General features: G+C 58.7%; 29 protein-coding genes and 1 tRNA gene. 20 read left to right on the plus strand and 10 right to left on the minus strand.

All coding sequences use genetic code 11. The features are described from left to right. Nucleotides 1-777, plus strand: coding sequence for a divergent polysaccharide deacetylase family protein (locus ACM6IN_RS13295; protein WP_007909220.1), 777 nt, complete (start codon nucleotides 1-3; stop codon nucleotides 775-777). A 117-nt stretch (nucleotides 778-894) separates the two neighbouring features. Next, the gene (locus tag ACM6IN_RS13300; RefSeq protein WP_414916180.1) at nucleotides 895-2,271 is read left to right on the plus strand and encodes a Vps62-related protein; all 1,377 of its coding nucleotides are present in this window, start codon (nucleotides 895-897) and stop codon (nucleotides 2,269-2,271) included. Here ACM6IN_RS13300 and ACM6IN_RS13305 read toward each other — a convergent pair. The 7 genes from ACM6IN_RS13305 to ACM6IN_RS13335 form a co-directional block, all read right to left on the minus strand. Then, nucleotides 2,252-3,007 (minus strand): substrate-binding periplasmic protein, encoded by a 756-nt coding sequence (locus ACM6IN_RS13305; protein ID WP_007909212.1) that lies wholly within the window; start codon nucleotides 3,005-3,007, stop codon nucleotides 2,252-2,254. The two genes, ACM6IN_RS13300 and ACM6IN_RS13305, sit on opposite strands and share 20 nt — an antisense overlap. 81 nt (nucleotides 3,008-3,088) lie before the next feature. Then, entirely contained in the window at nucleotides 3,089-3,859 is a 771-nt protein-coding gene (gene hisF, locus ACM6IN_RS13310) for an imidazole glycerol phosphate synthase subunit HisF (protein WP_007909211.1), read from the minus strand. Nucleotides 3,860-3,868: 9 nt separating this feature from the next. After that, the gene (hisA, locus tag ACM6IN_RS13315) at nucleotides 3,869-4,606 is read right to left on the minus strand and encodes a 1-(5-phosphoribosyl)-5-[(5-phosphoribosylamino)methylideneamino]imidazole-4-carboxamide isomerase (RefSeq protein WP_007909210.1); all 738 of its coding nucleotides are present in this window, start codon (nucleotides 4,604-4,606) and stop codon (nucleotides 3,869-3,871) included. A gap of 42 nt (nucleotides 4,607-4,648) precedes the next feature. Next, nucleotides 4,649-4,909, minus strand: coding sequence for a DUF2164 domain-containing protein (locus tag ACM6IN_RS13320; RefSeq protein ID WP_003220751.1), 261 nt, complete (start codon nucleotides 4,907-4,909; stop codon nucleotides 4,649-4,651). Then, a complete protein-coding gene (gene hisH, locus ACM6IN_RS13325) occupies nucleotides 4,910-5,548 on the minus strand; it encodes an imidazole glycerol phosphate synthase subunit HisH (protein ID WP_007909206.1) in 639 nt (212 codons plus the stop codon). It lies immediately after the preceding gene. Next, nucleotides 5,548-6,141, minus strand: a complete 594-nt coding sequence (hisB, locus tag ACM6IN_RS13330) for an imidazoleglycerol-phosphate dehydratase HisB (protein WP_007909204.1) — start codon at nucleotides 6,139-6,141, stop codon at nucleotides 5,548-5,550. Before hisB ends, hisH begins: the two co-directional genes overlap by 1 nt. A gap of 264 nt (nucleotides 6,142-6,405) precedes the next feature. After that, the gene (locus ACM6IN_RS13335; RefSeq protein WP_007909202.1) at nucleotides 6,406-8,070 is read right to left on the minus strand and encodes an OFA family MFS transporter; all 1,665 of its coding nucleotides are present in this window, start codon (nucleotides 8,068-8,070) and stop codon (nucleotides 6,406-6,408) included. A gap of 224 nt (nucleotides 8,071-8,294) precedes the next feature. On the opposite strand from ACM6IN_RS13335, the gene ACM6IN_RS13340 reads away from it, so the two are divergent. From ACM6IN_RS13340 to ACM6IN_RS13380, 9 genes are all read left to right on the plus strand, one after another. Further along, entirely contained in the window at nucleotides 8,295-8,699 is a 405-nt protein-coding gene (locus tag ACM6IN_RS13340; RefSeq protein WP_414916181.1) for an acetyl-CoA sensor PanZ family protein, read from the plus strand. A gap of 78 nt (nucleotides 8,700-8,777) precedes the next feature. Further along, nucleotides 8,778-11,003, plus strand: a complete 2,226-nt coding sequence (locus ACM6IN_RS13345; RefSeq protein ID WP_414916182.1) for an AsmA family protein — start codon at nucleotides 8,778-8,780, stop codon at nucleotides 11,001-11,003. Beyond that, the gene (gene mutY / locus ACM6IN_RS13350) at nucleotides 11,000-12,067 is read left to right on the plus strand and encodes an A/G-specific adenine glycosylase (RefSeq protein ID WP_095113961.1); all 1,068 of its coding nucleotides are present in this window, start codon (nucleotides 11,000-11,002) and stop codon (nucleotides 12,065-12,067) included. The genes ACM6IN_RS13345 and mutY overlap by 4 nt, the downstream gene beginning before the upstream one ends. Next, nucleotides 12,064-12,336: an oxidative damage protection protein gene (locus ACM6IN_RS13355; RefSeq protein WP_007909185.1), complete on the plus strand. Its 273-nt coding sequence runs from the start codon at nucleotides 12,064-12,066 to the stop codon at nucleotides 12,334-12,336. The genes mutY and ACM6IN_RS13355 overlap by 4 nt, the downstream gene beginning before the upstream one ends. A 104-nt stretch (nucleotides 12,337-12,440) precedes the next feature. Further along, nucleotides 12,441-12,516 (plus strand) — tRNA-Phe (locus ACM6IN_RS13360). A 581-nt stretch (nucleotides 12,517-13,097) separates the two neighbouring features. Beyond that, nucleotides 13,098-14,177, plus strand: coding sequence for a hypothetical protein (locus ACM6IN_RS13365; RefSeq protein ID WP_007909183.1), 1,080 nt, complete (start codon nucleotides 13,098-13,100; stop codon nucleotides 14,175-14,177). A gap of 75 nt (nucleotides 14,178-14,252) precedes the next feature. Next, nucleotides 14,253-15,044, plus strand: coding sequence for a TSUP family transporter (locus ACM6IN_RS13370; protein ID WP_007909181.1), 792 nt, complete (start codon nucleotides 14,253-14,255; stop codon nucleotides 15,042-15,044). Continuing rightward, on the plus strand, nucleotides 15,041-15,922 hold the full coding sequence (locus ACM6IN_RS13375) for an alpha/beta hydrolase (protein WP_095113959.1): 882 nt from the start codon (nucleotides 15,041-15,043) through the stop codon (nucleotides 15,920-15,922). Before ACM6IN_RS13370 ends, ACM6IN_RS13375 begins: the two co-directional genes overlap by 4 nt. Further along, nucleotides 15,919-16,272, plus strand: a complete 354-nt coding sequence (locus tag ACM6IN_RS13380; RefSeq protein ID WP_007909177.1) for a hypothetical protein — start codon at nucleotides 15,919-15,921, stop codon at nucleotides 16,270-16,272. Before ACM6IN_RS13375 ends, ACM6IN_RS13380 begins: the two co-directional genes overlap by 4 nt. Here the strand turns inward: ACM6IN_RS13380 and ACM6IN_RS13385 are convergent. Next, nucleotides 16,269-16,559, minus strand: a complete 291-nt coding sequence (locus tag ACM6IN_RS13385; RefSeq protein ID WP_007909175.1) for a YceK/YidQ family lipoprotein — start codon at nucleotides 16,557-16,559, stop codon at nucleotides 16,269-16,271. The genes ACM6IN_RS13380 and ACM6IN_RS13385 overlap by 4 nt on opposite strands. Before the next feature lie 76 nt (nucleotides 16,560-16,635). Continuing rightward, a complete protein-coding gene (locus ACM6IN_RS13390) occupies nucleotides 16,636-17,085 on the minus strand; it encodes a hypothetical protein (protein WP_007909173.1) in 450 nt (149 codons plus the stop codon). A gap of 259 nt (nucleotides 17,086-17,344) precedes the next feature. On the opposite strand from ACM6IN_RS13390, the gene ACM6IN_RS13395 reads away from it, so the two are divergent. From ACM6IN_RS13395 to ACM6IN_RS13410, 4 genes are all read left to right on the plus strand, one after another. Continuing rightward, entirely contained in the window at nucleotides 17,345-18,403 is a 1,059-nt protein-coding gene (locus ACM6IN_RS13395; protein ID WP_095120776.1) for a PDDEXK nuclease domain-containing protein, read from the plus strand. 68 nt (nucleotides 18,404-18,471) lie between these two features. After that, nucleotides 18,472-19,446 carry an alpha/beta fold hydrolase gene (locus ACM6IN_RS13400; protein WP_123375610.1) on the plus strand — a complete coding sequence of 325 codons (975 nt, stop codon included), beginning with the start codon at nucleotides 18,472-18,474 and terminating at the stop codon, nucleotides 19,444-19,446. Nucleotides 19,447-19,475: 29 nt separating this feature from the next. Continuing rightward, a complete protein-coding gene (locus ACM6IN_RS13405) occupies nucleotides 19,476-19,889 on the plus strand; it encodes a hypothetical protein (protein WP_007909170.1) in 414 nt (137 codons plus the stop codon). 6 nt (nucleotides 19,890-19,895) lie between these two features. After that, nucleotides 19,896-20,348, plus strand: coding sequence for a hypothetical protein (locus ACM6IN_RS13410; RefSeq protein ID WP_007909169.1), 453 nt, complete (start codon nucleotides 19,896-19,898; stop codon nucleotides 20,346-20,348). A gap of 70 nt (nucleotides 20,349-20,418) precedes the next feature. On the opposite strand, the gene gabP is transcribed toward ACM6IN_RS13410, so the two are convergent. Continuing rightward, the gene (gene gabP / locus ACM6IN_RS13415) at nucleotides 20,419-21,810 is read right to left on the minus strand and encodes a GABA permease (protein WP_007909168.1); all 1,392 of its coding nucleotides are present in this window, start codon (nucleotides 21,808-21,810) and stop codon (nucleotides 20,419-20,421) included. Nucleotides 21,811-22,364: 554 nt separating this feature from the next. Here gabP and ACM6IN_RS13420 point away from each other — a divergent pair. The 5 genes from ACM6IN_RS13420 to ACM6IN_RS13440 all read left to right on the plus strand — a co-directional run bounded on the left by ACM6IN_RS13420 (nucleotide 22,365) and on the right by ACM6IN_RS13440 (nucleotide 26,577). Next, the gene (locus ACM6IN_RS13420; RefSeq protein ID WP_007909167.1) at nucleotides 22,365-23,138 is read left to right on the plus strand and encodes an ABC transporter ATP-binding protein; all 774 of its coding nucleotides are present in this window, start codon (nucleotides 22,365-22,367) and stop codon (nucleotides 23,136-23,138) included. Between the two features lie 13 nt (nucleotides 23,139-23,151). Then, nucleotides 23,152-23,901, plus strand: coding sequence for an ABC transporter substrate-binding protein (locus tag ACM6IN_RS13425; protein ID WP_414916183.1), 750 nt, complete (start codon nucleotides 23,152-23,154; stop codon nucleotides 23,899-23,901). A gap of 78 nt (nucleotides 23,902-23,979) precedes the next feature. After that, complete coding sequence (locus ACM6IN_RS13430) at nucleotides 23,980-24,672, plus strand: ABC transporter permease (protein WP_007909165.1); 693 nt, start codon at nucleotides 23,980-23,982, stop codon at nucleotides 24,670-24,672. After that, the gene (locus ACM6IN_RS13435) at nucleotides 24,672-25,361 is read left to right on the plus strand and encodes an ABC transporter permease (RefSeq protein ID WP_007909164.1); all 690 of its coding nucleotides are present in this window, start codon (nucleotides 24,672-24,674) and stop codon (nucleotides 25,359-25,361) included. Before ACM6IN_RS13430 ends, ACM6IN_RS13435 begins: the two co-directional genes overlap by 1 nt. Beyond that, complete coding sequence (locus tag ACM6IN_RS13440; protein WP_414916184.1) at nucleotides 25,342-26,577, plus strand: methyltransferase; 1,236 nt, start codon at nucleotides 25,342-25,344, stop codon at nucleotides 26,575-26,577. Before ACM6IN_RS13435 ends, ACM6IN_RS13440 begins: the two co-directional genes overlap by 20 nt. Nucleotides 26,578-26,685 lie beyond the last annotated feature (108 nt).

A 26,685-nucleotide genomic window follows, 5' to 3' on the forward strand; every position in this document is an offset into this window, starting at 1 on the left:
ATGTCACTGCGTTTCGTCTTCGTTCTGTTGTGCTGTCTGGCGGGTGCTGCTCACGCAGAGCCCGCCAGCCCAAAGCCACACAAAGCCTTCCTGACACTGATCATTGACGACCTGGGGCAAAACCTGCCCCGGGATCGCCGCGTGCTGGCCCTGCCCGGCCCGGTGACCACGGCGATCATGCCCGACACCCCACACGCCACCGAGTTTGCCCGCGAAGCCCATCGCGCTGGCAAAATCGTCATCCTGCACATGCCGATGGACCCGGCCACTGGGCCATATGCCTGGCACCCCGAACTCCCGCTCGAAGAACTGGAAAAACGCCTGAACGCCGCGTTCAAAATGGTCCCCTATACCGCTGGCATCAACAATCACATGGGCAGCCGCATGACCGCGCAGCCAGTGGCTATGGCATGGTTGATGGGCGAATTGCAGCGCCGTCACAAGTTTTTCGTCGACAGCCGCACCAGCGCACAGACCGTCGCCGCGCAGCAGGCGCAGAAGATCGATCTGGCGAGTGTGTCACGGGACGTGTTTCTCGATGACGAACGCACTGAAGCGGCGATCTACACGCAACTGCAAACTGCGATCAACCTGGCGCGCAAACAGGGTTCGGCGGTGATGATCGGCCATCCGTATCCGCAGACGCTGGCGGTGCTGGAGCGCGAATTGCCGAAGTTGAAGGCTCAGGGCATCGAATGGATCGATATCAAACAGATGATCAGCGTACGCAGCAATCGCGCCATGGCTGGCCATGGCAAGGACGGGGTGTATCGGTAGCACTTTGTGACGCTGACACATACATAGTTACCACCCGACAACCATCCCCTTTCCCGATAGTGCGACCTGCAACAGGTCGTGGCGCCCTCGCGTCGCTTTCAACTATCAGGAATCATCATGACTATCGAAGACAACACCGCAGCGCATCCCAAGCAGATGGAACCGATCATGCAGGACAATCTGCTGATCAACTTCACCACGGAGTTTCACCGGATCTGGAGCACCAACGGTTCAAAAGCAAAACCCGCCACGTTCTGGCGCCCCACCCCTGCTCCGGATGCATTGCCAGGCTACTTTCCGCTGGGCGATGTGCTCATTCCCGGCGACACCAGTATCAATGGCGAAATGGTCGCCGCCGTGGTCTGCGAGAAAGATATGAAAGGGGCCGTAAGCCCTAACGGAAAGGCACTGGCCCGCCCTGTCGATTTTGAACTGGTCTGGAAGGAAACCGGAGCGCCCAGTGTCACGCGCATGTCGATCTGGCGACCTTTGGCCCCTGTCGGTTACGTCGCATTGGGGCTGGTGTGCTCCAACGATCACTACAAACCTTCGTTGAACTCGGTACGCTGCGTCAGGCTCGACCTGGTTATCGCAGCGAACGTCGGCGAGCTGATCTGGAATGACAAGGGCAGCGGTGCCAAGCTCAGTTTCAGCGCCTTTGGCATCGAACCGTCGACTGCCGCCGCAGGCGACATCCATTTTGCACCCGGCACCTTCGTGGGCGTCCAGGGCTACAGCAAGCCTGCTGCGCCTTCAACGGCTTACGGCTTGCGCATGCAAATCCCGCTGCAAGTCAGCGCATCGCCGCAAATTCCAACCCTCACCGGCTACGCGAAGCCCGCCGCACGCGAACCCGCCACAGTCACCCAGATTGCCCGGCTGCCATGGTTTGCAGTGCGAGATCATGTTCATTCCGGCGAACAATTTCGCAATTCGCCCTACTACGAACTGAAAAGAACTGACGAATACGTGCTCATTGGTCACGAGCACAATGAATCGGACAAGTATCGGGCCGTCAAATGGACAGCGCCACGTTCGCAAAACGCGGTGACGATGCGTATGTTCCATCGTTTTACCGCCATTGAAATCGTCAAAGCCTGGCCGACCGTGCCTCTCAGTGATATCCGCATTCCAAAATTCTCAGCCTGCCTGCCGAAGACTTTGACCCACACCGAAACGTCTTCCAGCGGCTGGAACGAGCTACGACCTCAAGTGGTGATTGTCATGGCGCCGGAGCAAACCGCCGTCGCGGTTTATCAGCTGCAAAGCCATTACGAGTTGGTACGGGAAGACGGCACTCAAGTGGCGGTCGACTTTGGTTACACCGATGATTCCAGCGTTCTGTTGACGCAATATCCGCCGGAATCCGTCGAGGTCGTCAGTGGGTGCCCGCCACTGACGACAGACACCCCGGCAGCACCGCACATCGATGACGCCAACGCTAGCGCGCAGCAATCACCGGACCTGGCTGTCGCTATAGATAGCGCGCCATGATTTCGTCGACCACACCTTCCTTGCGCAACTGATCCAGCGCAGCCTGAAGCCTGGCGACGACTTCGTCGGAGACATCTTTGTTCAGCGCCAGGTACAACTCGGCACTGTTGAAGCGCAGCACGGTCTTCAGGCCGGTGACCCCATCCTGCCGAGCCAGATAGCGCCCGGCAGGATCACCGGTAGCCCACAGATCAATCTGTCCATTGACCAGTTTCTTCGCGTTGTCCTGATCGCGCAGCACCACAATCGGCTTCAGGCCTTGTTTGGTCAGTGTCTCGGCAATTGCGTCGCCCTTGTAGGCACCGACCTTGTACTTGCGCGCGTCATTGAGGGTTTCCAGGGTGATCTTGCTGTCAGCCTTGGCCAGCATGATCCAATCATCAGGACCGATGGGGCCAACCCATTTGAAGAGTTTTTCGCGGTCCGGCAAGCGCGCCATCACAAAGGCGCCATAACCGGGGTTTTCCAGCGCGAGCTTATAGACACGCTCCCATGGAAAACGCAGGGTCAGGCTATAGGTGACGTCGGCACGCTTGAACATCTCGCGCACGATATCGGCGGCGATGCCATTGATGTTCTCGCCTTTGGCGAAGTTCTTGCCATCTTTCGCCATGTTGTACGGCGGGAAATTTTCGGTGAGGAGCACCAGATCGGTGTCGGGACTGGTTTCGGCGCGGGCCGTGTTGATGAACAACATCGAGGCGCTGGCGAGAACAAGAAGCAGGCGTTTGATCATGTCGGGCTACCGGAATCCATGGCGTGCCCAAGAGTGCCTTGGGTGCGCCATGGTGTCCACTGGCCTGTATCGATTTTGAGCTTAGCGCATCACGATGCCGCGTTTGGCCATGTAGGCCTTGGCTTCCTGAACGGTGTATTCGCCGAAGTGGAAAATACTCGCCGCCAAGACTGCGCTGGCGTGGCCTTCGAGGATGCCGTCGGCCAGATGCTGCAAGTTACCGACACCGCCGGAAGCGATCACCGGAATGCCCAGCGCATCGCTGATCGCGCGGGTGACACCGAGGTCGAAGCCGTTTTTCATGCCGTCCTGATCCATGCTGGTCAGCAGGATCTCGCCAGCGCCGAGGCCTTCCATTTTCTTCGCCCACTCAACCGCGTCGAGGCCGGTTGGCTTGCGCCCGCCGTGGGTGAAGATTTCCCAGCGCGGTGTTTCGCCCGGGCCGGAGACCTTCTTCGCATCGATGGCGACAACGATGCATTGCGAGCCGAAATGCTGCGCGGCTTCGCCGACGAACTCAGGGTTGAACACCGCCGCGGTGTTGATCGACACCTTGTCCGCGCCGGCATTGAGCAGATTGCGAATGTCTTGCACGGTACGCACGCCACCGCCGACAGTCAGCGGGATAAACACCTGGCTGGCCATGCGCTCGACGGTATGCAGCGTGGTGTCGCGGCCATCGACGCTGGCGGTGATGTCGAGAAAAGTAATCTCGTCGGCACCCTGCTCGTCATAACGACGGGCAATTTCCACCGGGTCACCGGCGTCGCGGATGTTTTCGAACTTCACACCTTTGACGACTCGGCCGTTGTCCACGTCCAGGCAAGGGATGATGCGTTTGGCCAGCGCCATGGTCAGTCCTCAGCCTTTGTACGAATCGCAGAAAGCTTGCGCTTCGGCGACGTCGAGGGTGCCTTCGTAGATCGCCCGGCCAGTGATGGCGCCGATGATGCCTGGCGCCTTGGCGTCGAGCAGCGACTTGATGTCACCCAGATTGTGGATACCGCCGGAAGCGATCACCGGGATCTTGGTGGCAGCGGCCAGCGCAGCGGTAAACGGCACGTTGCAACCCTGCATCATGCCGTCTTTGGCGATGTCGGTATAAACGATCGAGGAGACGCCGTCGGCTTCAAACTGCTTGGCCAGATCAATGACCTGCACGGTGCTGATTTCAGCCCAGCCATCGGTGGCGACGAAACCGTCTTTGGCATCCAGACCGACGATGATCTTGCCCGGGAACGCACGGCACGCTTCAGCGACGAACGCCGGATCTTTAACGGCTTTGGTACCGATGATCACGTAGCTCACGCCAGCCTTGACGTAGTGCTCGATGGTTTCCAGCGAACGGATGCCGCCGCCGATCTGGATCGGCAAAGTCGGATAGCGCTTGGCGATCGCGGTGACCACTTCGCCGTTGACTGGCTGGCCTTCGAACGCGCCATTCAGATCGACCAGATGCAGACGGCGGCAACCGCCCTCCACCCACTTGGCAGCCATGCTCACCGGGTCATCGGAGAACACTGTGGAATCTTCCATGCGGCCCTGGCGCAGACGTACGCAGGCACCGTCTTTAAGATCGATAGCGGGAATAATCAGCATCTGGCAAACCTTCAAATTTGAATGTTCAGCTTGGCTCGGAAATCAGTTTTTCTCGAGCGCCCACAGGTCGCTTTCGATGCTTTCAAACCGCTCTTTGAGGTGGGTCTGCACATCGAAAATCGCCCTGTTGTAATAGTGCGGAGCAATTTCGCGGGTAAACAGCTCAAGAATTTCCGCCGCTTCGAACGAACCCAGGTCCAGTTCGAAACGGTCTTCCATGAACCGCTGAATCTTGCGATTGGCCTCGTTCTCCTGTTCGGGAGTGAGGGTCAGGATCGGCGGTTTGGACTTCTTGGCAGCCATTTACCAGCGACCGTCCCACGCGGCGAAGTTCTGCAGCAATTGCAGGCCATGGGTATGGCTCTTCTCCGGGTGGAACTGCACGGCGAAACGCGAGCCATCGGCCAGCGCCGCAGCGAAATCGACACCGTAATGACCGCCGCCGACCACCTGCCGCGCGTTAGCGGCAGCGATGTAGTAGCTGTGCACAAAGTAGAAACGCGCCATATCGGGGATGTCATGCCACAGCGGGTGGCTGACCTTCTGCTTAACTTCGTTCCAGCCCATGTGCGGGACTTTCAGGTGCTCGCCGTCTTCATGCAGGTCTTTGCCGAAGAACTTCACCGCGCCCGGGAACAGGCCGATGCAGTCGACGCCGTCGTTCTCTTCGCTGGTGTCGAGCAAGGCTTGCATGCCGACACAGATGCCGAGAAACGGACGATCCTGACTGACTTCGCGCACCAGCGAGTCGAAGCCGAGGCGACGGATCTCTGCCATGCAATCGCGAATTGCGCCAACACCGGGGAACACCACACGGTCAGCTTCACGAATCACCGCCGCATCGCTGGTGATCAGCACTTTACCGGCGCCGACGTGCTCAAGGGCTTTGGCCACCGAGTGCAGGTTGCCCATGCCGTAATCGATAACTGCAACCGTCTGCATTACAGAACGCCTTTGGTCGATGGCATTTGCCCGGCCATGCGCTCATCCAGCTCGACGGCCATGCGCAGCGCGCGGCCGAAAGCCTTGAACACGGTTTCGATCTGGTGGTGAGTGTTGGTGCCACGCAGGTTGTCGATGTGCAGGCTGACCAGCGCGTGGTTGACGAAGCCCTGGAAGAATTCCTGGAACAGGTCAACGTCGAAACCGCCGACGGTGGCGCGGGTGTACGGCACGTGCATCTGCAGGCCTGGACGACCGGAGAAGTCGATGACCACGCGCGACAGCGCTTCATCGAGCGGCACGTAGGCATGACCGTAGCGACGGATGCCTTTTTTATCGCCAATGGCTTTGGCAAATGCCTGGCCGAGGGTGATACCGACGTCTTCCACCGTATGGTGGTCGTCGATATGCAGATCGCCCTTGCATTCGATATCCAGGTCGATCAACCCGTGACGGGCAATCTGATCCAGCATGTGCTCAAGAAAAGGAACACCGATATCAAATCGGGCCTTTCCGGTGCCATCAAGGTTGATCGAGGCTTTGATCTGGGTTTCCAGAGTGTCGCGCTCGACAGACGCCTTACGTTCGGCCATCACCAGCTCCGCAAAATCATTGGGCGAAAAAGGCAGCCATTATAGGCACGCGGGGCCGAAACAGAAACACGAGAGGTGAGATGGCTGACGGATAGAACGCCCGGCTGTCGCGGGTAGACATGTCCATACAAGCCATTACAGGTACCCCAAAAACGACTGTAGGAGTGAGCCTGCTCGCGATGAGGGCCTGACTATCAACATTTCTGTGACTGTCAGACGGCTATCGCGAGCAGGCTCACTCCTACAGGGGTACTGCGTTTTTACTTAGTGAAACAGTACCGCCGTCTTCTGCAGGGTCACCCACACACCCCACGCCAACGGAATACCCACCACCAACCACGCAGCGATTGCCAGAGGCTTGCTGCCCGGCGCGGCTTTCCACTCCAGAACCGTGCTGGCATCAGCACCCTTGTCATGGCCCAGCGCCTGTTCGGCCGCCAGCTCAGCGTCGGTCATGAAGTACTTGTCGGCCACCGGACGCACCATCAGGTTGCACAGGAAGCCCAGCACCAGCAGGCCAGCGAGGATGTACAAGGTGATGTCGTAAGCGGCAGCGCGTTCAACGCCGATGCTCAGCTGATATTCACGCAGGTAGTTCACCAATACCGGACCCAGCACGCCAGCCGCCGCCCAGGCGGTCAACAGACGACCGTGGATCGCACCAACCATCTGCGTACCGAACAAGTCGGCCAGATACGCCGGAACGGTGGCAAAACCACCGCCGTACATCGACAGAATGATGCAGAACGCCGCCACGAACAGCGCAACGTTGCCCAGATGGCCCATGTTCGGAATCAGCGCATACAGGGCAAAACCCAGCGCAAAGAATACGAAGTAGGTGTTTTTACGACCCAGGTAGTCCGAGAACGAAGCCCAGAAGAAGCGACCACCGATGTTGAACAGGCTCAGCAGACCGGTGAAGCCGGCAGCAATCGCCGCGATCGAAGCCAACTGGCCGGCATCGAGCTGGCCAAACGGCACATCAACACCCAGCAGTTTGCCGCCGAACACTTCCTGCAACAGTGGCGAAGCCATGCCGAGGATGCCGATACCGGCCGATACGTTCAGGCACAGCACCAGCCACACCAGACGGAATTGCGGGGTTTTCCACGCCACATTCACGTGCACGTGACGGTGGGTGATCATCGAGTTCGAGGCTTTCTTCGCCGGAGCGGTCCAGCCTTCAGGCTTCCAGCCGGTTGGCGGCACGCGGTAAGCCAGAGCGCCACCAATCATGAACACGAAGTAGATCGCGGCCATGGCCACAAAGCTTTGCCAGACACCGACACCGGTCGGCGAAGCGAAGTGGCTCATCAGCGCAGTCGCCAGCGGTGCACCGACCATCGCGCCGCCACCGAAGCCCATGATTGCCATACCGGTGGCCATGCCGCGCTTGTCCGGGAACCACTTGATCAGGGTCGAGACCGGTGAGATATAGCCCAGGCCGAGACCGATACCACCGATCACGCCGGAACCGATCCACATCAGCCAGATCTGGTGGGTATAAATACCCAGCGCCGAGATCAGCAGACCGCCACACCAGCACAGTGCCGATACCACGCCAGCCTTGCGTGGCCCTGCGTGTTCCAGCCAGCCACCCCAGATCGCTGCCGAGCAGCCGAGGAAGATGAAGAACAGCGTGTAGATCCAGCCGAGCATGGAGATCGGCCAGTCGCATTGCGACGAGAACACTTGTGCGATGAAGCTCATGTCCGGTGCGCAAGCCACCGGAGCGGTAACGCCCAGCGCCTTGGACAGCGGCAACCAGAACACCGAGAAGCCGTAGGCCATGCCGATGCACAGGTGGATGGCCAGAGCGGCCGGTGGAACCAGCCAACGGTTGAAACCGGGCTTGGCGATGATGCGTTCCTTGGACAGGAACGCGGGCTGATCGGCTTTGAAGCCGTCCGCCGTGATGCTCGTGCTCATTGTGTATCCCCCAATTATTAGTATGGTTCGCCAGCCACTGTTCACCCCCGGCCTTTATGCACGCAGGCATGACCGTTTTTTTGGGTGAAGCTCCTTGAAGGCGCGACGTTAAGTCGCAGAAGGACGGACGAACGGGCGAAGGTTACCATTTGCACGTGACAGAAAAACCAAACTGATATCACCTTTTTTATGTCATCTGTTCTCGTACCACTCAGGAAAGCACCATGCCGATCATTGTCCAAGCCCTGAAAGACGCCAGTTATCAGGATCAGCAGGATTTGCAGAAGATTTATCGCGATGCGCCAGAATGGCTGTTCGCGCCATTTTCCGAGGAGGCTGACCTGATTGAAGGTGCCCTCGCGGACGGTTCTTTTATCGCTGGCCGCTTCAACGACCGCTTGCTGGGCGCCGGCATTCTGCAAAGGCATCAAGACGTCTGGTACTTGTCCCATTTATGCGTGCGAAAAGTTACCCGTCGCCGTGGGGTCGCCGAGAGACTGGTGAACCAAGCGCAGAAAATGGCGTCGCAAGCGGGGGCTGAACTGCGCTTGCTGGCCCCTTTGGAACATCCCGAGGCGCAAGCACTCGCCGCCAGGTTGCAGATACCGCTGGACGTCCTGGCAACATGACGTCACAACGAACCGGGCAATTGCAGCGCTATACTCCCCGGCTAAATTACGAATTCGACTAACTACAAGGACTCGCCCATGAAAGCGTTCGGCAAAATCCTGGGTCTGGTACTTCTCGGGCTGTTGCTGATCATTGTGGCGGCAGGTTTTGCCCTGACCCACCTCTTCGATCCCAACGATTACAAAGACGAGATCCGCCAGATAGCCCGCGACAAGGCCCACATCGAGCTGACGCTCAATGGCGATATCGGCTGGAGCCTGTTCCCGTGGCTTGGCCTGGAATTGCACGAGGCCAGCGTCGCCACCCTGGTCAAACCTGCCGAACCGTTTGCCGATTTGCAGATGCTCGGCCTGTCAGTGCGGGTGCTGCCGCTGCTGCGCCGCGAAGTGCAGATGAGCGATGTGCGCGTCGAAGGCCTGAACCTGCGCCTCAACCGCGACAAGGACGGCCACGGCAACTGGGAAGACATCGGCAAGGTGCCGGCCCCGGCCGGAGCAACGCCGCCAGCCGCTACTGCAGGCCAACCGGCCAGCGAAACCCCTGTTGCGGTGGAAAAGCCACCGCAGCCGATCCGCCTCGACATCGATAGCCTGACCGTCAATAACGCCCGCGTTGAGTACAACGACGAGAAGACCGGCAAGCAGTTCAGTGCCGAGAGTATCCAACTGAGCACCGGTCCGGTTCACGACTCGACCAATATTCCGGTGAAAGCCACTGCCTTCCTCGGCACCAACCAGCCGGTTCTGCGCGTGCGCACCGAACTCACCGGCGAGTTGCGCATCGAGCGCGCCCTGCAACGCTACAAGTTCGAGGATATGAAGCTCTCTGGCGAACTGGCTGGCGATCCGCTGCAAGGCAAGACCATGACCTTCGCTGCCCAAGGTCAATTGTTACTGGATAAAGCCGCGAACGTCGCCGAATGGACCGGCATCAAGATTTCCGCCAACCAGTTGCGCGCGCTGGGCGAACTGAAAGCCAACGACCTCGACAAGACTCCGCAGATCACCGGCGGTATCTCCATCGCCCAGTTCGATCTGGCGAAGTTCGTCGACAGCATCGGTCAGAAACTCCCGGCCATGGCCGAAGGCAGTCTGAGCAAGGTCGAACTGGTCAGCCGCGTGGCGGCCACGCCAAGCAGCGTCGCCTTCGACAACATCAACCTGAAACTCGACGACAGCAGCTTCAGCGGCCGCATCGCTGTCGAAGACTTCGCCAAGCAATCGCTGCGCGCCGTGCTCAAGGCTGACACGTTCAACGTCGACCGCTACCTGCCGCCGAAATCGGCGCAAGCCAACAGCGCCACACAAGTGCGTCAGGCCGAAGTCGCCAGCACCGAGGCCGATGCCATGGCCGGTGCCGGTTCCACACCGTTGCCGGACAAACCGAGCAAAACCGCCTGGAGCACTGAGCGTCTGTTGCCGGTTGAACGCCTGGCCAAACTCGACGTAGACGCCGACCTGACCTTCGGCCAGTTGACCCTCGACAAACTGCCAATCCAGAACGCAGCGCTCAAGGCTACCGGCCAGGGCGGCTTGCTGACCCTGACCAACCTGAGCGGCGAGTTGTACAACGGTGGCTTTGCAGCCAATGGCACCCTCGATGTGCGCCCAACCGCACCGGTACTGAACCTGCAGACCAAACTCAACCGCGTGCCTGTAGAAAAAATCCTCGAAAGCCAAGGCAAGAATCCTCCGGTCAAAGGTCTGGTGACCCTCACCAGCAACGTGACCGGCAGCGGAAACAGCCAGCAGGCACTGATCGACACGCTTAACGGCAACGCCAGTTTTGTGATCAACAATGGCGTGCTGCTCAACGCCAACCTTGAGCAGCAATTGTGCAAAGGCATCGCCACGCTTAACCGCAAAACCCTCAGCGGCGAGCCACGCGGTAAAGACACGCCGTTCCAGGAACTCAAGGGCAACCTGACCTTCCGCAACGGCATCGCCAGCAACCCGGATCTGAAAGTGCGCATCCCCGGCATGACCGTCAACGGTGATGGCGACATCGACCTGCGCGTGCTCGGCATGGACTATCGCGTCGGCATCATCGTCGAAGGCGACACCAGCGCCATGCCGGATCCAGCGTGTCAGGTCGGCGAAAAATTCGTCGGTGTCGAATGGCCGCTGCGCTGCCGTGGCCCGCTGGAGCTGGGCGCCAAGGCTTGCCGCGTCGACAATGATCGCCTCGGTCAGGTCGCGACCAAACTGGCCGGCGACAAGCTCAGTGAAAAGATCGACGAAAAACTGGGTGACAAAGTCAGCCCGGAACTGAAAAACGCATTGAAGGGGCTGTTCAAGCGATGAGAGCGGAGCAGTTTTCCACGGCGGTGCTGGATTGGTTCGACCGCCACGGCCGCCACGATTTGCCTTGGCAGCAAGACATCAACCCGTATCGGGTGTGGGTGTCAGAGATCATGTTGCAGCAAACCCAGGTCAGCACCGTGCTCAATTACTTCGACCGCTTCATGGCCGCGCTGCCGACGGTTGAAGCGCTGGCCGAAGCGCCGGAAGACGAAGTGCTGCACCTGTGGACCGGCCTCGGTTATTACACCCGAGCGCGCAATTTGCAGAAGACCGCGAAGATCATCGTCAGCCAGTACGGCGGCGAGTTTCCGCGTGACGTCGAAAAGCTCACCGATCTGCCAGGCATTGGCCTGTCCACCGCTGGCGCCATTGCGAGCATCAGCATGGGCCTGCGCGCGCCGATTCTCGACGGCAACGTCAAACGCGTGCTGGCGCGCTTTACTGCGCAAGAGGGTTATCCCGGCGAGCCGAAGGTCGCCAAACAGCTGTGGGCCAACGCTGAGCGCTTTACGCCGCACGATCGGGTCAACGCCTACACCCAGGCGATGATGGATCTCGGCGCCACACTCTGCACGCGCAGCAAGCCGAGTTGCCTGCTGTGCCCGCTGGAGCGTGGTTGCGAAGCGCACATGCTCGGCCTCGAGACCCGCTACCCGATTCCCAAGCCGCGCAAAACCATCCCGCAGAAGCGCACGCTGATGCCGATGCTCGCCAACGGCGAAGGTGCAATTCTGCTTTACCGTCGCCCTTCGAGCGGTTTGTGGGGCGGCCTGTGGAGCCTGCCGGAACTCGATGACCTCGACGATCTGCAACATCTCGCCGCTCAGCACTCGCTGACCATGGGCGAGCAGCAGGCGCTGCCAAGCCTTGTCCACACCTTCAGCCATTTCCAGCTGTCCATCGAACCCTGGCTGGTTCAGGTACAGGAGGCCGCCCATCACGTGGCCGAGGCCGACTGGCTCTGGTATAACCTCGCCACCCCGCCGCGCCTGGGCCTCGCCGCCCCGGTCAAAACCTTGCTCGAACGCGCGGCCGCCGTCTTGAATGCAGGAGAGTCGCCATGACCCGCACCGTAATTTGCCGTAAGTACAAAGAAGAACTGCCCGCACTGGACCGCGCTCCTTTCCCGGGCGCCAAAGGTCAGGATATTTTCGACCACGTCTCGGCCAAGGCCTGGGCTGACTGGCAGAAACACCAGACCCTGCTGATCAACGAAAAGCGTCTGAACATGATGAACGCCGAAGACCGCAAATATCTTCAGGGCGAAATGGACAAGTACTTCTCCGGCGAGGAATACGCCAAGGCCGAGGGCTACGTTCCGCCGGCAGAGTAAACCCCGCAAAATCGGGGGTCGGATCGTAAGCGACGGAATTAATTTAAGAAATTTTAAAAAAGTCGTTGACGTAAATCCGAAAAACCCTTTTAATGCGCCCCGTTGCCCAGATAGCTCAGTCGGTAGAGCAGGGGATTGAAAATCCCCGTGTCGGCGGTTCGATTCCGTCTCTGGGCACCAAATACCGAAAACCCTGAATCGCAAGATTCAGGGTTTTTTTATGCCTGCGATTTGCTAAGCCACACCTCACCCCTCTCCCAGTGCTTTTGCTGGCCATTATTTTGATGTTAGGCTCCGTCAGCTTTTTACGGCAGGTCATTACTGACTGTCGAAAATAATCGCCGCGTACTTCAGTCCTGATGACCGGCATTTAACGCATTACTCAAATAACGCACTCCGCGCCCCGGAACCCTCGGAACCTACTGAGGTTATTGCTGGCAGCAGGAGAGTTGCGTCTGCGAGCAGGATCGCTCGCAGAACCAAGCCCCCTCAGAAAGTTGTCATGGAGGACAAGACCTCAGCGCAGGTCATCTGCTGTTGTTTCAACTGTCAGGCAAGCGACAGCAAACACTGACCCGGCATTCAACACTTGTTTGAACTGTCGCGTCACAGCGCCCTGTGCCCTCGCGAAAAAATCAAACCTGTATCAACTCGCCCACGTCCGGATCTGTGCGTGCGCTCGGCACGCATTGCATCATCGAAACAGCCAACAGCTCCCACAAAAAAATACAAAGGGAGCCGATACGACAGGGATGTAAACAATGACCGAAGTCCTACAACACACTAATAAAACCGTTGAGTCGTTAGTTGAACAGGAAGTCAGAACTTTCAGTTTTGATACGCAACAAGCAACGCTGCTGCACACTTTCTCTGAAGAACTGGCGGCCATGGGCGGGCCACAAGCCGCAGGCGCAAAGTCCAAAGCCTCGCTGGCAGCGACTGAGTTGAAGTTTTCGTTTTCCAAGGATCAATGCGAACTGCTTGGCGCTTATTCCGACGGCCTGGTCTCCCTGCTGATTTTTGAGGGGATGCAAAAAGTCACCGACACCAGCCCTCCGGATGAACTGCCCGACCTGGCCGCTCTGGAGAATCGTCACGACGTACTGTGTCTGGCGGCACGTAATCAGATTCTGTTGAAACTGGTGGATAACAGCTCCTTTGCCTACGACATGGACAACGAAGGCAAACTGGTCCGTCTCGTCGCCAACTTCAAGGGCGGTGGACTGACCAAAATCAATGACGAACCGGAAATCAAAGAACTCAGCTCCCATTCCGGTCTCGCCCTCGGCCCGCACACCGAAGCGCCGTACTGGTGCGCTGTGAACGCGCAAGACGGGCATTCGCCCTCGCCATCGTCGTTGATCCTGTCGGCGCTGTGGAATCCAGGCCTGGAGCCCACCTCGGTGATTCCGTTGCCGCCCCTGCTGGACGAAATCGGCGTCACCGGATGCCTCGCACTCACAACGGGCAGCTTCCAGTTCACCCGCAGCGACTCTTTCGTCAACGGCAAGGGCGAAGACGGTCGTAATGTTTCGATTCTGGAGTTCGATGACAACGTCGGATTCGCCGCGCGATTCAACTCGTACCGTTTTTCCGTCAACGACAACGCCTCGGACTTTGTCAAAGAGGCTTATTCCGCACTTTGCCAAAGCGTGGGTAAAGCAACACCGGTTCAATACACACTGACGCAAGAGTCGGCCATGGTGATCAATAACGTCCGGGCCCTGCATTGTCGCGATGTCATCAAAGACAATCGACGTGTATTGGTGCGCATCTTCGGCCTGTCGAAGTTCTCGTCCCCGATTGTCATTTCAGACGATCCGCTGCTGATACAGGGCTGAAACTCGCTGTACGCAAAGCTGTTGAATGGCCAGTCATGTAAATGGCTGGCCAATAACTATAAAAGGGAAAATGTAATGGCTTGGGATGTAATTGGCATGTTGGCGCTCGTGGCTTTTTGCGCCGGTTTTTTTGATGCGATTGCCGGGGGTGGCGGTTTGATTACTTTGCCTGCCTTGTTTCTGGCCGGTGTCGACCCGATCAGTGCGATTGCCACAAACAAGTTTCAGGCCGCGTCGGCGACTATTTCGGCCACGGTCACTTTTGCCCGCAAGGGCATGATTGAATGGCGGGAGGGGCGCTTTCTGGTTATCTGCGCATTCCTGGGGGGCGCCAGCGGGGCACTGTTGGTCAGTTCAATTGATAAGCGCTATCTGGAAGTGTGCGTGCCCGTCATGCTTATTCTGGTGGCGATCTACTTTGCGCTCTCGCCGAAACTGGCCAATGAGGATCGACGCAAACGAATCGGCATTCTGCTGTTCTCGTTCACCGTGGCACCGATCCTGGGCTTCTACGACGGTATCTTCGGTCCGGGTGTAGGTTCATTCTTCATCGTTGGTTTCGTGCTGCTTTGCGGGCTTGGCATGATGCGGGCCATGAGCTTCACCAAACTGGCCAACGCGTCGTGCAACCTGGGTTCGCTGTCAGTCTTCATCACCAAAGGCGTGATCATCTGGCCGATCGCGATTGCCATGGCGCTGGCAGCTTTCCTCGGCGCACAACTGGGCGCAAGAGCGGCGGTCCGGGTCGGCCCACGCTTGATCAAACCCATGTTGATCGTGGTCTGCTGCGCCTTGGCGATCAAACTGTTGAGCGTGGAGACCAATCCATTGCGTGTTGCAGTCCTGCACACCCTGGCGGCCCTGTGATCAATCGGTTGGCGCTGACCGGCGCGTCTCGACCTCAGTCTCGATTGCAGTTCGACGAGGCGCCAACCGGCCCTGAGTTTTTCTTTGCGCAAACCTTCGCCGGCTACCAACTGGAGGGTCGCGTATTGGCCGGCTCCGCCGCAGAAGCGTCAACGCCAAAGGTGCTGGCCATTCACGGCGCCCGCTCTGACTATTCGCGACTCAACGCCATCCTGTATCCCTTGCAGGCGCAGGGAATAGCCAGCCTGAGCTTCAATCTTTCCGGCCACGGTCCCGACACCGACGTTGCCCTTGAAGACACTTCACTGACGCACAACCTTCAGGAGGCTTTGCAGTTTGCCGGTCATCTTGGCGGCGAACTCAGCACGGTGATCGGTCACAGTCTGGGCGGTGCACTGGCGCTCAAGGTGGCGCAAGCGCATCGCGCTTCAGTCAGGCGCATCGTGCTGTTCTGTCCCGCCCTGTATGCGGAGGCAGCCTGGCAGCAACCGTTTGGATCACCCTTTAAAAACGCCATTTCGGTGCCTCACGGTTTTCTCGATTCGCCATCGCTGGATTTCCTGCGTACGTTCGACGGGAAGGTCTTGCTGGTGATCGGCGAATACGATGGCCTTCGATCAAACGCGTTTGGCGGGATTCCCGGTACGTCTGCCGGGACGCAGCAAATGGGCGCGCGCGTGATCAATAGCGCCATTCCCTATGAGGTCATCGAGGCCATTGAAAAGAGTCTGGATCCCCATCAGTTCAGAAAAATCGTACTGCCGGGGTGCGACCACGCTGTATCAACGTGGCTCAGGGAAAACCCGCCGCGCGCAGCGGAATTGGCGAGCGAGATAGCGCAGTTCATCAATACCGGAAACAGGTCCCAAGCGTCATGAATCAAAGGAAAACCCGCATCCCCCTGCCCCACCCGCCGCCCTATCGCCCAAGTCGTGTGACTTACTGGCTGACTGTTCTCGTTGCTCTGCTGATCACTTTAGCCATCGGGTTGTCGATCTGGATGCTGGTCGACAGCTGGATCAGCGGCTCTATCACCACCAATAACCGCGGCCCGCGCAGCACTTACACCCTGGCCCAGCAACCGCAGCAGTTCTGGTTCGAGTTTGTCTGGCAGAGCGTTGGCACAGTGTTTCTGCTGGCAGTGGGTGTGTTCGGCGTGTGGATCTATCGCAAGGCTCAAGAGCCCGTGCACACGCCAAAGAGCAAGCGCCGCGCAAAGAAAACCTAAAGCGTATTGATGTAATCGATCGGCAGCAGAACCGTATCCAGCGCGGCATCCACTGGCAGAGATACGACGGTGATGACCGGGCAGACAATCATCATGTAACAGACGATCGCCGCCGGCATGCCATCGCTACCACCACCACGCACACCCAGCAGGTGAAGGTTGCCATCAACCCCTCGGTAGTACTGGGCATCGGACAAACCGTCATTCAAACGCCCGATAAACGTTCCACAGCCGGTCAACTGCGATACCAGGCCGATGACACAAACAGCACGCAAAATCCCTTTCAAACCAGCGCTTCCTTACATCACAAAACAGGAGGCGCGGGATTGTACCTGCGCCTCGACTTTGCAATCACATCCATCGCTATCCAGCGTCATTCCAGTGGAACACCAGATTGCGCGCCGTGCCGCTGCCAACGTCGGTCACATCATGCCGCGTTTCGCCTTTGCGCGTGGCTACCACCGTGTACTTGCCGGGTGGTAGTTGCACGTATACCAACGGGCCCGTCTGGTTGAGCGTCAATATGGTTTGCCCTGGCGACTTTTGAATCATCACATCAACATCAGCGGTGTACTCGTCTTGTGCGCCCACAGCGAACGTCATGTGCAGGTTGTAACCGCCGGTTTGTTGAATGGCCTTCGCCTCATCCTCACCAATCCCGCCGGCTAGATAAGCGATGCCGTTCTGTTGTTGCTGCTGAACTTGCACCCCGGCACTGTCGATGGGTTCAAGACTGGCTGCCTGCAACATCACCGGGAACAGCAATGCGGCGACGGCGGCGATGGGCAGCATGAATGAAAGAACGCGTTTCATGATCACGACTCCCGGGTTCTTGTAGAACCCAACCATTACTCCTTTTAGATTTTGCGTATCGGGGCGGGTTTTAGATTGTTTGGAACTTGGCGCGTGTACGAAATGGACTACAGACCATGACTCTCTGACGCCTCTTTCAGCGGCAACGTCCTGCAACATCAATCCCTTCTTCCGTCCCATTTAACCGGCTCGCCCGACATACCCACGCGGCGACTCTTGGCATGCTTTGAGGCCTGTTTCCAACGATGTGGAAGAGCCGATGAGCCCGCTAAAACCTGCTGACACGCAAGACCCGAAAATCGATTCGTTGCTGGGGGAGCTGGGCGAACTGATTCGCCAGGCGCGGCAAAAAGTGCTGCGTGCGGTGGACACGATTCAAGTGCAGACCTGCTGGCAGATCGGCAGGCATATTGTCGAGTTTGAACAAGAGGGAGCCCAGCGTGCGGGCTATGGAAAACAGCTGATTGGCCTACTGGCGAAGGATCTGACTGGGCAGTTCGGAAAAGGCTTTGATGAAACCAATTTGTGGAAGATGCGCCTGTTTTATCAAAAATTTCCAATTCGAGACGCACTGCGTCCCGAATTGAGCTGGACCCACTACCGCCGTCTACTGCGGGTTGAAAGCGAGAAAGCCCGCCATTGGTACATGGACGAATGCGCCAATCTGAACTGGTCAAGCCGCGCCCTCGACCGCCAGATCCTCACGCTCTACTACGAGCGGCTTCTCATGAGTCGCGACAAAGCCGATGTGATCGAAGAAGCCACCACCAACATCGAAGCGCTGAAATGCAACCCGCGTGAATTCATTCGCGACCCCGTCATGCTCGAATTTCTCGGTCTGCCCTCGGCAGGCAAGGTCAGGGAAAGCGGTCTCGAACAAGCTCTGATCGACCATCTGCAGGGCTTTCTGCTTGAGCTGGGCAAAGGCTTTTCCTTTGTCGCCCGCCAACAACGCATCAGTACCGACGGCGTCGATCTGTATATCGATCTGGTGTTCTACAACTACCTGCTCAAATGCTTTGTGATCATTGATCTCAAACGCGGCAAGCTCAGCGCCCGCGATGTCGGGCAGATGGACATGTATGTGCGCATGTACGACGAACTCATGCGCAGCGAGGGCGACAAGCCGACAGTCGGGATTATTCTGTCTGCCGAGAGCAACGACTCGGTGGCGCGCTACTCAATGCTCAAGGGCAATGAGCAACTGTTTGCCAGCAGTTACAAGACGATCCTGCCGAGTGAAGACGAGTTACGCGCGGAGCTCAATCGCGAGCAGGCGTTGATCGAAGAGCGCAGGCTCACTCAATCCACCGAGTAAAACTTGCGCATTGTTGCCGGGCGGCGCTGAGACTATCGTTGTCAGCTTACTCTTCAAGGTCGAGCGTCATGAGCTGTCAGGACACGCCCGCAAGGCAAGGCATGCAGTCAAGGTCGCCAACCTTGCCTGCTGAGCAAGGTGAGCCTTTCAAAGAAGCTGCCGCCGACGGTTTTGCACTTGGCGGTTTCACCTGGCGTCAGTTCTTGCCTGATAGCCAACGCCCGGTAGTGATCATCAGCGCCGCCACGTCGGTACGTTGCCGCCACTACTCGCGTTTCGCGGCTTATCTGTTCGCCAACGATTTCGACGTGATGACCTACGACTACCGCGGCATCGGCGAATCACGATCCGCGTCGATCAAAGGCTTGAACGCCTCGTGGACAGATTGGGGCGCACTGGATTTCGAAGCGATGCTCAAACGCGCGCAACGAGAGTTTCCCGGTCAGCCGATTGATGTGGTCGGCCACAGCTTCGGCGGTTGCGCGGCAGGTCTGGGCGAATCCGGGCGGGTTATCCGACGGCTGGTCACCGTCGGTGCGCAGTTCGCCTACTGGCGCGATTACGCGCCCGAACATCGCTGGCGCATGTTCGGTAAATGGCATGTGGTGATGCCGTTGCTGACGCTGTTCTGCGGCTTCTTCCCTGGCAAGCGACTCGGCTGGCTGGAAGATACGCCGACCGGCGTTGTACGCGACTGGAGCACGCCTGCCGCGCGTTACGAACAGCGCCCAAGTGGTCGCGCGCTGATGAAAAAGACCGGCGCCCTGCCCTTCGCCAATGTCCGCGCGCAGATTCTGGCCATCAGCATCAGCGACGATCCCTACGGCACCATTCCAGCCATCGAACGCCTGCTCGGCTACTTCAGCAACGCGACAAAAACCCACCTGCGCATCGAACCGCAGGACATCGGCGAACAACAAGTCGGACATTTCGCCTTTTTTCGCAGCGCATACCAAGCCACACTATGGCCCATCGCTCTGACCTGGCTGCAAACCGGCGCACTGGCCCCCGACACACCCGGGCGGCAAGTCCCGCGCAGTTGAGCCCCTCTTAACGCACGACGGAACACATCATGGCCTCCGCCAACAAGCAGCAGAAACGCGCCACCCGGGCCAAAGCCAAGGCCAAGCAAAACCGCACCAAACGCGCTGAAACGCCGGTCGAACTGGACCCGAACGACGACCGCATCGACTTCGAATCGGTGGACCTGACCGAGCTGTTCAAGAAAATGATCGACGCCGAGAAGATCAGCCAGCAAGCGCTGTGCAGCGCATTCCTCGAAGACCCGCTGCTGGAGCTGGTCTACGAACAGGAAGGCGAAGAAGGCGCGATGGATTTCATCCTCGCCGCACTGATCGAGTATCGCCAGTGGTCGCAGGAAACCGACGAGGCCGGCGCGCTGGCGTGGATCGAATCCCCGGCCTTCCAGGCCGACTATGTAGCGGCGTCCGACGCGATCGCCGCGCAAACCCAACAGAAGAACTGAGTTCCCATGGCATCCCTGAACAAGCAACAGAAACGCGCCAAACGCGCCAAGGCCAAAGCCAAGCAAATCCGTATGGTCGGCCGCAAGCCGCTGGAGCAAGACGAAGACCTCGACCACCTCGCCGAGCCGATCCCGGAATACACCCTGGCGATGTTCAGCAAAATGCGCGACGCCGAAGCCATCAGCCGCAACGAGATGCTGCTGACCCTGCTGCGCGAACTGGCGTTCGTCATCGTTGACCATCCAGAGTTGCTGGACATGGAAAACGCCGACAACGAAGGCATGGCCGCCACTCACCTGGCCGCCGACATGCTGATCGACTACCGCATGTGGTCCGAAGGCGTAACCATCGAAGAGGCCCAGGCCTGGCTGAGCGAACCGCAGTTCATCACCGATTTCGGGGTTGCGCTGGATGCTTATGGCAAGTCGGTGGAAGCACAGGAAGACAAGAGCGAATAAACATCGCTCACAAACAAAAACGGCCGCTTGTCATCACTGACAGCGGCCGTTTTGCATTACGCGTAACGGATCAGTTCAACACCACCGCGCCACGTTTTTCCAGCTTGCGACGGCGTGCTACCAACAAACCGGCTGCCACCACCATCAGACTCAGCAAACCAGTCGCGAGGATCTCTACGCGATGCGCTTCCTGGAACAGCATGATGGTCAGGGCCGCGACGATGAAGATGATCACCGCGTAGGTCAGGCCTGGGAACAGCCACATGCTGAAAACGATTTTCTCGCCGCGCGCCATGCGTTGTTTACGCATACGCAGTTGCGAGAACGCGATCACCAGGTACACCAACAGTGCGATCGCACCGGAGCTGGCCAACAGGAATTCGAATACCGCCGCCGGGGCCACGTAGTTGGCGAAGGTGCACAGGAATGCCGCGCCGGTGGACAGCATTACGGCCCAGTAAGGCGTACCACTTTTGTTCACCCGTGTCGCCATGGCCGGTGCATCGCCACGCTTGCCGAGGGAGAAGAGCATGCGCGACGAGGTGTACAGCGCCGAGTTCAGGCAGCTGGTCACCGCGACCAGTACCACGATGTCGACGATCATCTTGGCGTTCGGGATGCCCATGCGCTCAAGCACGGTCTGGTAGGAGCCGAGGTTGGCCAGCGTAGGATCGTTCCATGGCACCAGGGCCACAACGATGAAAATCGATACGAGGTAGAACAAACCGATCCGCCAGATCACCGAATTGGTGGCCTTGGAGATTTGTTTGCCCGGGTTCTTCGATTCCGCGGCCGCGATGGTCACGATTTCGGTACCCATAAAGGAGAACATCGTGGTCAGAATCGCGCCCAGTACCGCGCCCATGCCGTTTGGCAGGAAGCCGCCGCTGTCGAACAGGTGCGAAACGCCGCTGACCTGACTGTTCGGCAGGAAGCCGAAGATCGCCGCCAGACCGAGGATGATGAAGCCGATGATCGCCAGCACTTTGATCAGCGCGAACCAGAATTCGAACTCGCCGTAATTCTTTACGCTGAACAGGTTGGTGACAGTCAACAACAGGGTGATGACCAGCGCGAACGCCCAGATGCCGACATCAGGGAACCATGCGTGCAGGATGGTTGCGGCGGCGTTGGCTTCCAGTGGAATCACCAAGACCCAGAACCACCAGTACAACCAGCCGATGGTGAAACCGGCCCAGTGCCCGATGGCACGGTCGGCGTACGTCGAGAACGAACCGGTGTCCGGCGAGGCAACAGCCATTTCGCCGAGCATGCGCATCACCAACACCACCAGGGTACCGGCGGCGGCATAAGCCAGCAGCACGGCAGGGCCGGCGGCAGCGATGGCGTGGCCGGAGCCAACGAACAGACCGGCGCCGATTACACCGGCGATCGACAACATGGTCACATGACGCGGTTTGAGCCCCTGTTCGAGGCCATTGGAGCTTGGGGTACTGCTCATCGAAACTACCTTTGCGAGGAAAGCGATTCAGTCCGTCCTGCCTGGTGTGTTCTTTCTCGTAAAAAGAAACCAACAGGGCGTTCCGGATTCTGCACGCAATAAATGCGCCAAAATGTTTCAAAGTCTTCTGGCTCGGGGCTTTGCGCACGACCGGACGGTCATCGCAAGTCCTTGAGATTAATGGCTATTCGCCAGAGCGTTACCCTGCGACTCACTTTCAAGACGAATTGGCGCACCAGAAACACACTGAAAAAGTGTGTGATGCACAATAAAAGGGCGAATCAGGAACGTTCGGCCGGATAGCGCTTCCAACACCCCGCCAAAGCTGGCAACATCGCGCCTTTTTTTACGCGACACCCACGGGTTTGCACGATCAAACACCCGTTCGGTTGTTGATGGGGCGACAGTCTGCTGTGCCGATGCGACAACCTGCCACATGCCACCCGTTAACCGCTCGTAGCGCTGTTGGCTGCCATTGAAACGCTATGCTAGCTTGGCCGCCTCGCCAGGAAGGCCATCCAACAGCTGGAGCGCAACATATATGAGGAACGCACATGGCTGAGGCCACGCCCGCGCTTGAAATCCGCAACTTGCACAAACGCTACGGACAGCTTGAGGTGCTCAAAGGCATCTCGCTGACCGCCCGCGACGGCGATGTGATCTCGATCCTCGGTTCCTCCGGTTCCGGCAAGTCCACGTTCCTGCGTTGCATCAACCTGTTGGAGAACCCGCACCAGGGCCAGATTCTGGTGGCCGGTGAAGAACTCAAGCTCAAGGCCGCCAAGAATGGCGAACTGGTTGCCGCCGATGGCAAACAGATCAACCGTCTGCGCTCCGAGATTGGTTTTGTGTTTCAAAACTTTAATCTGTGGCCGCACATGAGCATCCTCGACAACATCATCGAGGCACCGCGTCGCGTGCTCGGCCAGAGCAAAGCCGAGGCGATCGAAGTCGCCGAAGCGCTGCTGGCCAAGGTCGGCATCGCCGACAAGCGCCACGCCTACCCGGCGCAATTGTCCGGCGGTCAGCAACAGCGCGCGGCGATTGCCCGCACGCTGGCAATGCAACCGAAGGTGATCCTGTTCGACGAACCCACCTCGGCGCTTGACCCGGAAATGGTTCAGGAAGTACTTAGTGTCATCCGCGCATTGGCCGAAGAAGGCCGCACCATGCTGCTCGTGACCCACGAAATGGGCTTCGCCCGTCAGGTCTCCAGCGAAGTGGTGTTCCTTCACCAAGGCCTTATAGAAGAGCAAGGATCGCCTCAGCAGGTGTTCGAAAACCCGCTTTCGGCGCGCTGCAAACAATTCATGTCCAGCAACCGCTAACGGAGCAACATGCATGCAGAATTTCAAGAAGGTCTTCCTGGCCGCCGCCGTCACCCTCGCGTTCAGCGCCGGTGCCATGGCTGAAACCCTGAAGATGGGCATCGAAGCGGCTTACCCGCCGTTCAACAATAAAGATGCCAGCGGTAACGTGGTCGGCTTCGACAAAGACATCGGCGACGCACTGTGCGCGAAGATGAAAGTCGAATGCACCGTAGTCACTTCCGACTGGGACGGCATCATCCCGGCCCTGAACGCGAAGAAGTTCGACTTCCTGATCTCCTCGCTGTCGATCACCGACGAGCGCAAAGGCGCGGTCGACTTCACCAACCCGTACTACTCGAACAAGCTGCAGTTCATCGCACCGAAAAACGTCGACTTCAAAACCGACAAGGACTCGCTGAAAGGCAAGACCATCGGTACCCAGCGTGCGACCCTGGCCGGTACCTGGCTGGAAGACACCTACGCCGACGACATCAAAGTCAGCCTCTACGACACCCAGGAAAACGCCTACCTCGACCTGACTTCCGGTCGTGTCGACGCGATCCTCGCTGACAAGTACGCCAACTATGACTGGCTGAAAAGCGACGCCGGCAAGAACTACGAGTTCAAAGGCGACCCGGTCGTAGAAAGCGACAAGATCGGCATCGCTGTGCGTAAGGGCGATCCACTGCGTGAGAAGCTCAACGCCGCGCTGAAGGAAATCGTCGCCGACGGTACCTACAAAAAGATCAACGACAAGTACTTCCCGTTCAGCATCTACTGATCCTGACCTGTGGGACCGGCGCCGTGATTGCACGGCGCCGGCTCCCGACTTTGCCTGCCGCAATTTGAACAGAACTCCATGATTATCGACCTCTACGGATTCGGCCCGGCCCTCGCTGCCGGCGCGCTGATGACCGTCCAACTGGCTCTCACGGCCCTGTGCCTGGGACTGGTGCTCGGTCTGCTCGGCGCCTTGGCCAAGACTTCCCCGTACAAGCCGCTGCAATGGCTTGGCGGCACTTATTCGACCCTCGTGCGTGGCGTCCCGGAATTGCTCTGGGTGCTGTTGATCTACTTCGGTACGGTCAACCTTATGCGCGCCCTCGGTGAGTTCTTCGGCAACCCCGACCTGCAACTCAACGCTTTCGCCGCTGGCGTGATCGCCCTGGGCCTGTGCTTCGGCGCCTACGCCACGGAAGTGTTTCGCGGCGCGATCCTCGCCATTCCCAAAGGCCACCGTGAGGCCGGCCAGGCCCTGGGCCTGTCGAAATGGCGGATCTTCACCCGGTTGATCATGCCGCAGATGTGGCGCATCGCCCTGCCCGGCCTGGGCAATTTGTTCATGATCCTGATGAAAGACACCGCGCTGGTCTCGGTCATTGGCCTGGAAGAAATCATGCGCCACGCACAAATCGGCGTGACCGTGTCGAAACAACCGTTCACCTTCTATATGGTCGCCGCGATCATGTATTTGGGCCTGACCGTGCTGGCGATGACCGGCATGCACTTCCTGGAAAAACGCGCCGCTCGCGGCTTTGCGAGGAGCGCTTAATGAACTGGGAAGTGATCATCAAGTGGCTGCCGAAACTGGCGCAGGGCGCAACCTTGACCCTGGAACTGGTGGCCATCGCCGTGATTGCCGGTCTGCTACTGGCGATTCCGCTGGGCATCGCCCGCTCTTCTAAGCTGTGGTACGTGCGTTCGCTGCCCTACGCTTACATCTTCTTTTTCCGTGGCACGCCGCTGCTGGTTCAACTGTTTCTGGTCTATTACGGCCTGGCGCAGTTCGACGCGGTGCGTGAAAGCGCGTTGTGGCCGTACCTGCGCGATCCGTTCTGGTGTGCGACCGTGACCATGACGCTGCACACGGCGGCGTACATCGCCGAGATCCTGCGCGGGGCGATTCAGGCAATTCCGCCGGGCGAGATCGAAGCGGCGCGAGCCCTGGGCATGTCGAAGCCGAAAGCGATGTTCTACATCATCCTCCCGCGTGCCGCGCGCATCGGCCTGCCGGCCTACAGCAACGAAGTGATCCTGATGCTCAAGGCCAGTGCGCTGGCCAGCACCGTGACCTTACTGGAACTGACCGGCATGGCGCGCACGATCATTGCCCGCACCTATCTGCCGGTGGAGATCTTCTTCGCGGCGGGCGTGTTCTATCTGCTGATGGCTTACGTGCTGGTACGCGGCTTCAAGCTGCTGGAGCGCTGGCTGCGCGTCGATGCCTGCCAAGGGCGTTGATTCTTCCTACGTGCTGACGGGCGAGGACTTACTCGCCCGCTTCACGGCGCTGGATGCTTTTCTGACAACGCATCAGGCGTTATGGAAACCTCGGCCGTTCACTCACCGTTCTCTTGCCTGGGAAGCGTCCTGCCCGGAGTTAGCCTTGTGGCTACGCGGGCGCACTCTGGAAGACGCGGAAAACGCTCACAACCAACCCGCTGATCTTGTCGATGCGCCGGAGCCGTTTGCTTCATTGGCGGCGTTGTCGGCTGAGCTGAGCGCGGTCGGTGAGTTGCCGGGACATGCGCTGAAAGCTGCGGGCCATCGACTGAATGTCGATGTGCCGGGGCGCAAGTGGCAGCAGATCGAGGCGTTTGCCAGTCGATTGTCCTTTGCTTCGCAGCCGACGCACTGGCTGGATTGGTGCTCGGGCAAGGGGCATTTGGGGCGGCGCTTGTTGGGATCGGGGCAGCAACTGACTTGCGTTGAATACGATCCTCTGTTGGTCGCCAGCGGACAGGCGTTGAGTCAGCGTCATCACCTCCATGCCTTGCACGTGGAACAGGATGTACTGGCGGCGAATGCCTCTGCCGTGTTGAGCGCGACTCACACGCCCGTCGCCCTCCACGCGTGTGGCGATCTACATGTTCGGCTGATGCAACTGGCCAGTGCTGCAGGTTGCCAGCAAATGGCGATCGCGCCCTGCTGCTACAACCGCATCAGTTGCAGCGAATATCAGCCGTTGTCCCACGCCGGACTGGCATCGCTCCTACAGCTCTCAGTCGAAGATCTGGCGCTGCCAATGAGCGAAACCGTCACCGCCGGAGCCCGCGTCCGACGTCAGCGTGACACCTCAATGGCCCGTCGCCTGGCCTTCGACCTGCTGCAACGGCAAGTGCGCGGCGTCGACGAATACCTGCCAACGCCCTCCCTGCCCAGCACCTGGCTGGACAGACCGTTCGCTGAATACTGTCGCGATCTCGCAGCGCTAAAAGAGTTATCCACAATCGGCTCGCCAGATTGGCCCGCACTCGAAGCAGCCGGTTGGCTGCGGTTGGCCGAAGTTCGCAACCTGGAATTGCTTCGCGGATTGTTCCGACGGCCACTTGAGCTTTGGCTGAATCTGGATCGGGCACTTTTCCTCGCAGAACAGGGATACGTCGTACGCCTCGGCACTTTCTGCGAGGCCCCCCTCACACCACGTAACCTGCTGCTGTTGGCCGAACGCGAATAATTCATCGACTTCCTGTGGATAACTCTGTTGATGAATTCTTCGTGGATCCAATATCCATGCCTGTTTCGAGCCCTTAACAGCACTGGTCATTTTTTGTTCACATTGATA

This window comes from Pseudomonas sp. IT-P395 (genome assembly GCF_949767675.1).
In the GTDB taxonomy this organism is placed as follows: domain Bacteria; phylum Pseudomonadota; class Gammaproteobacteria; order Pseudomonadales; family Pseudomonadaceae; genus Aquipseudomonas.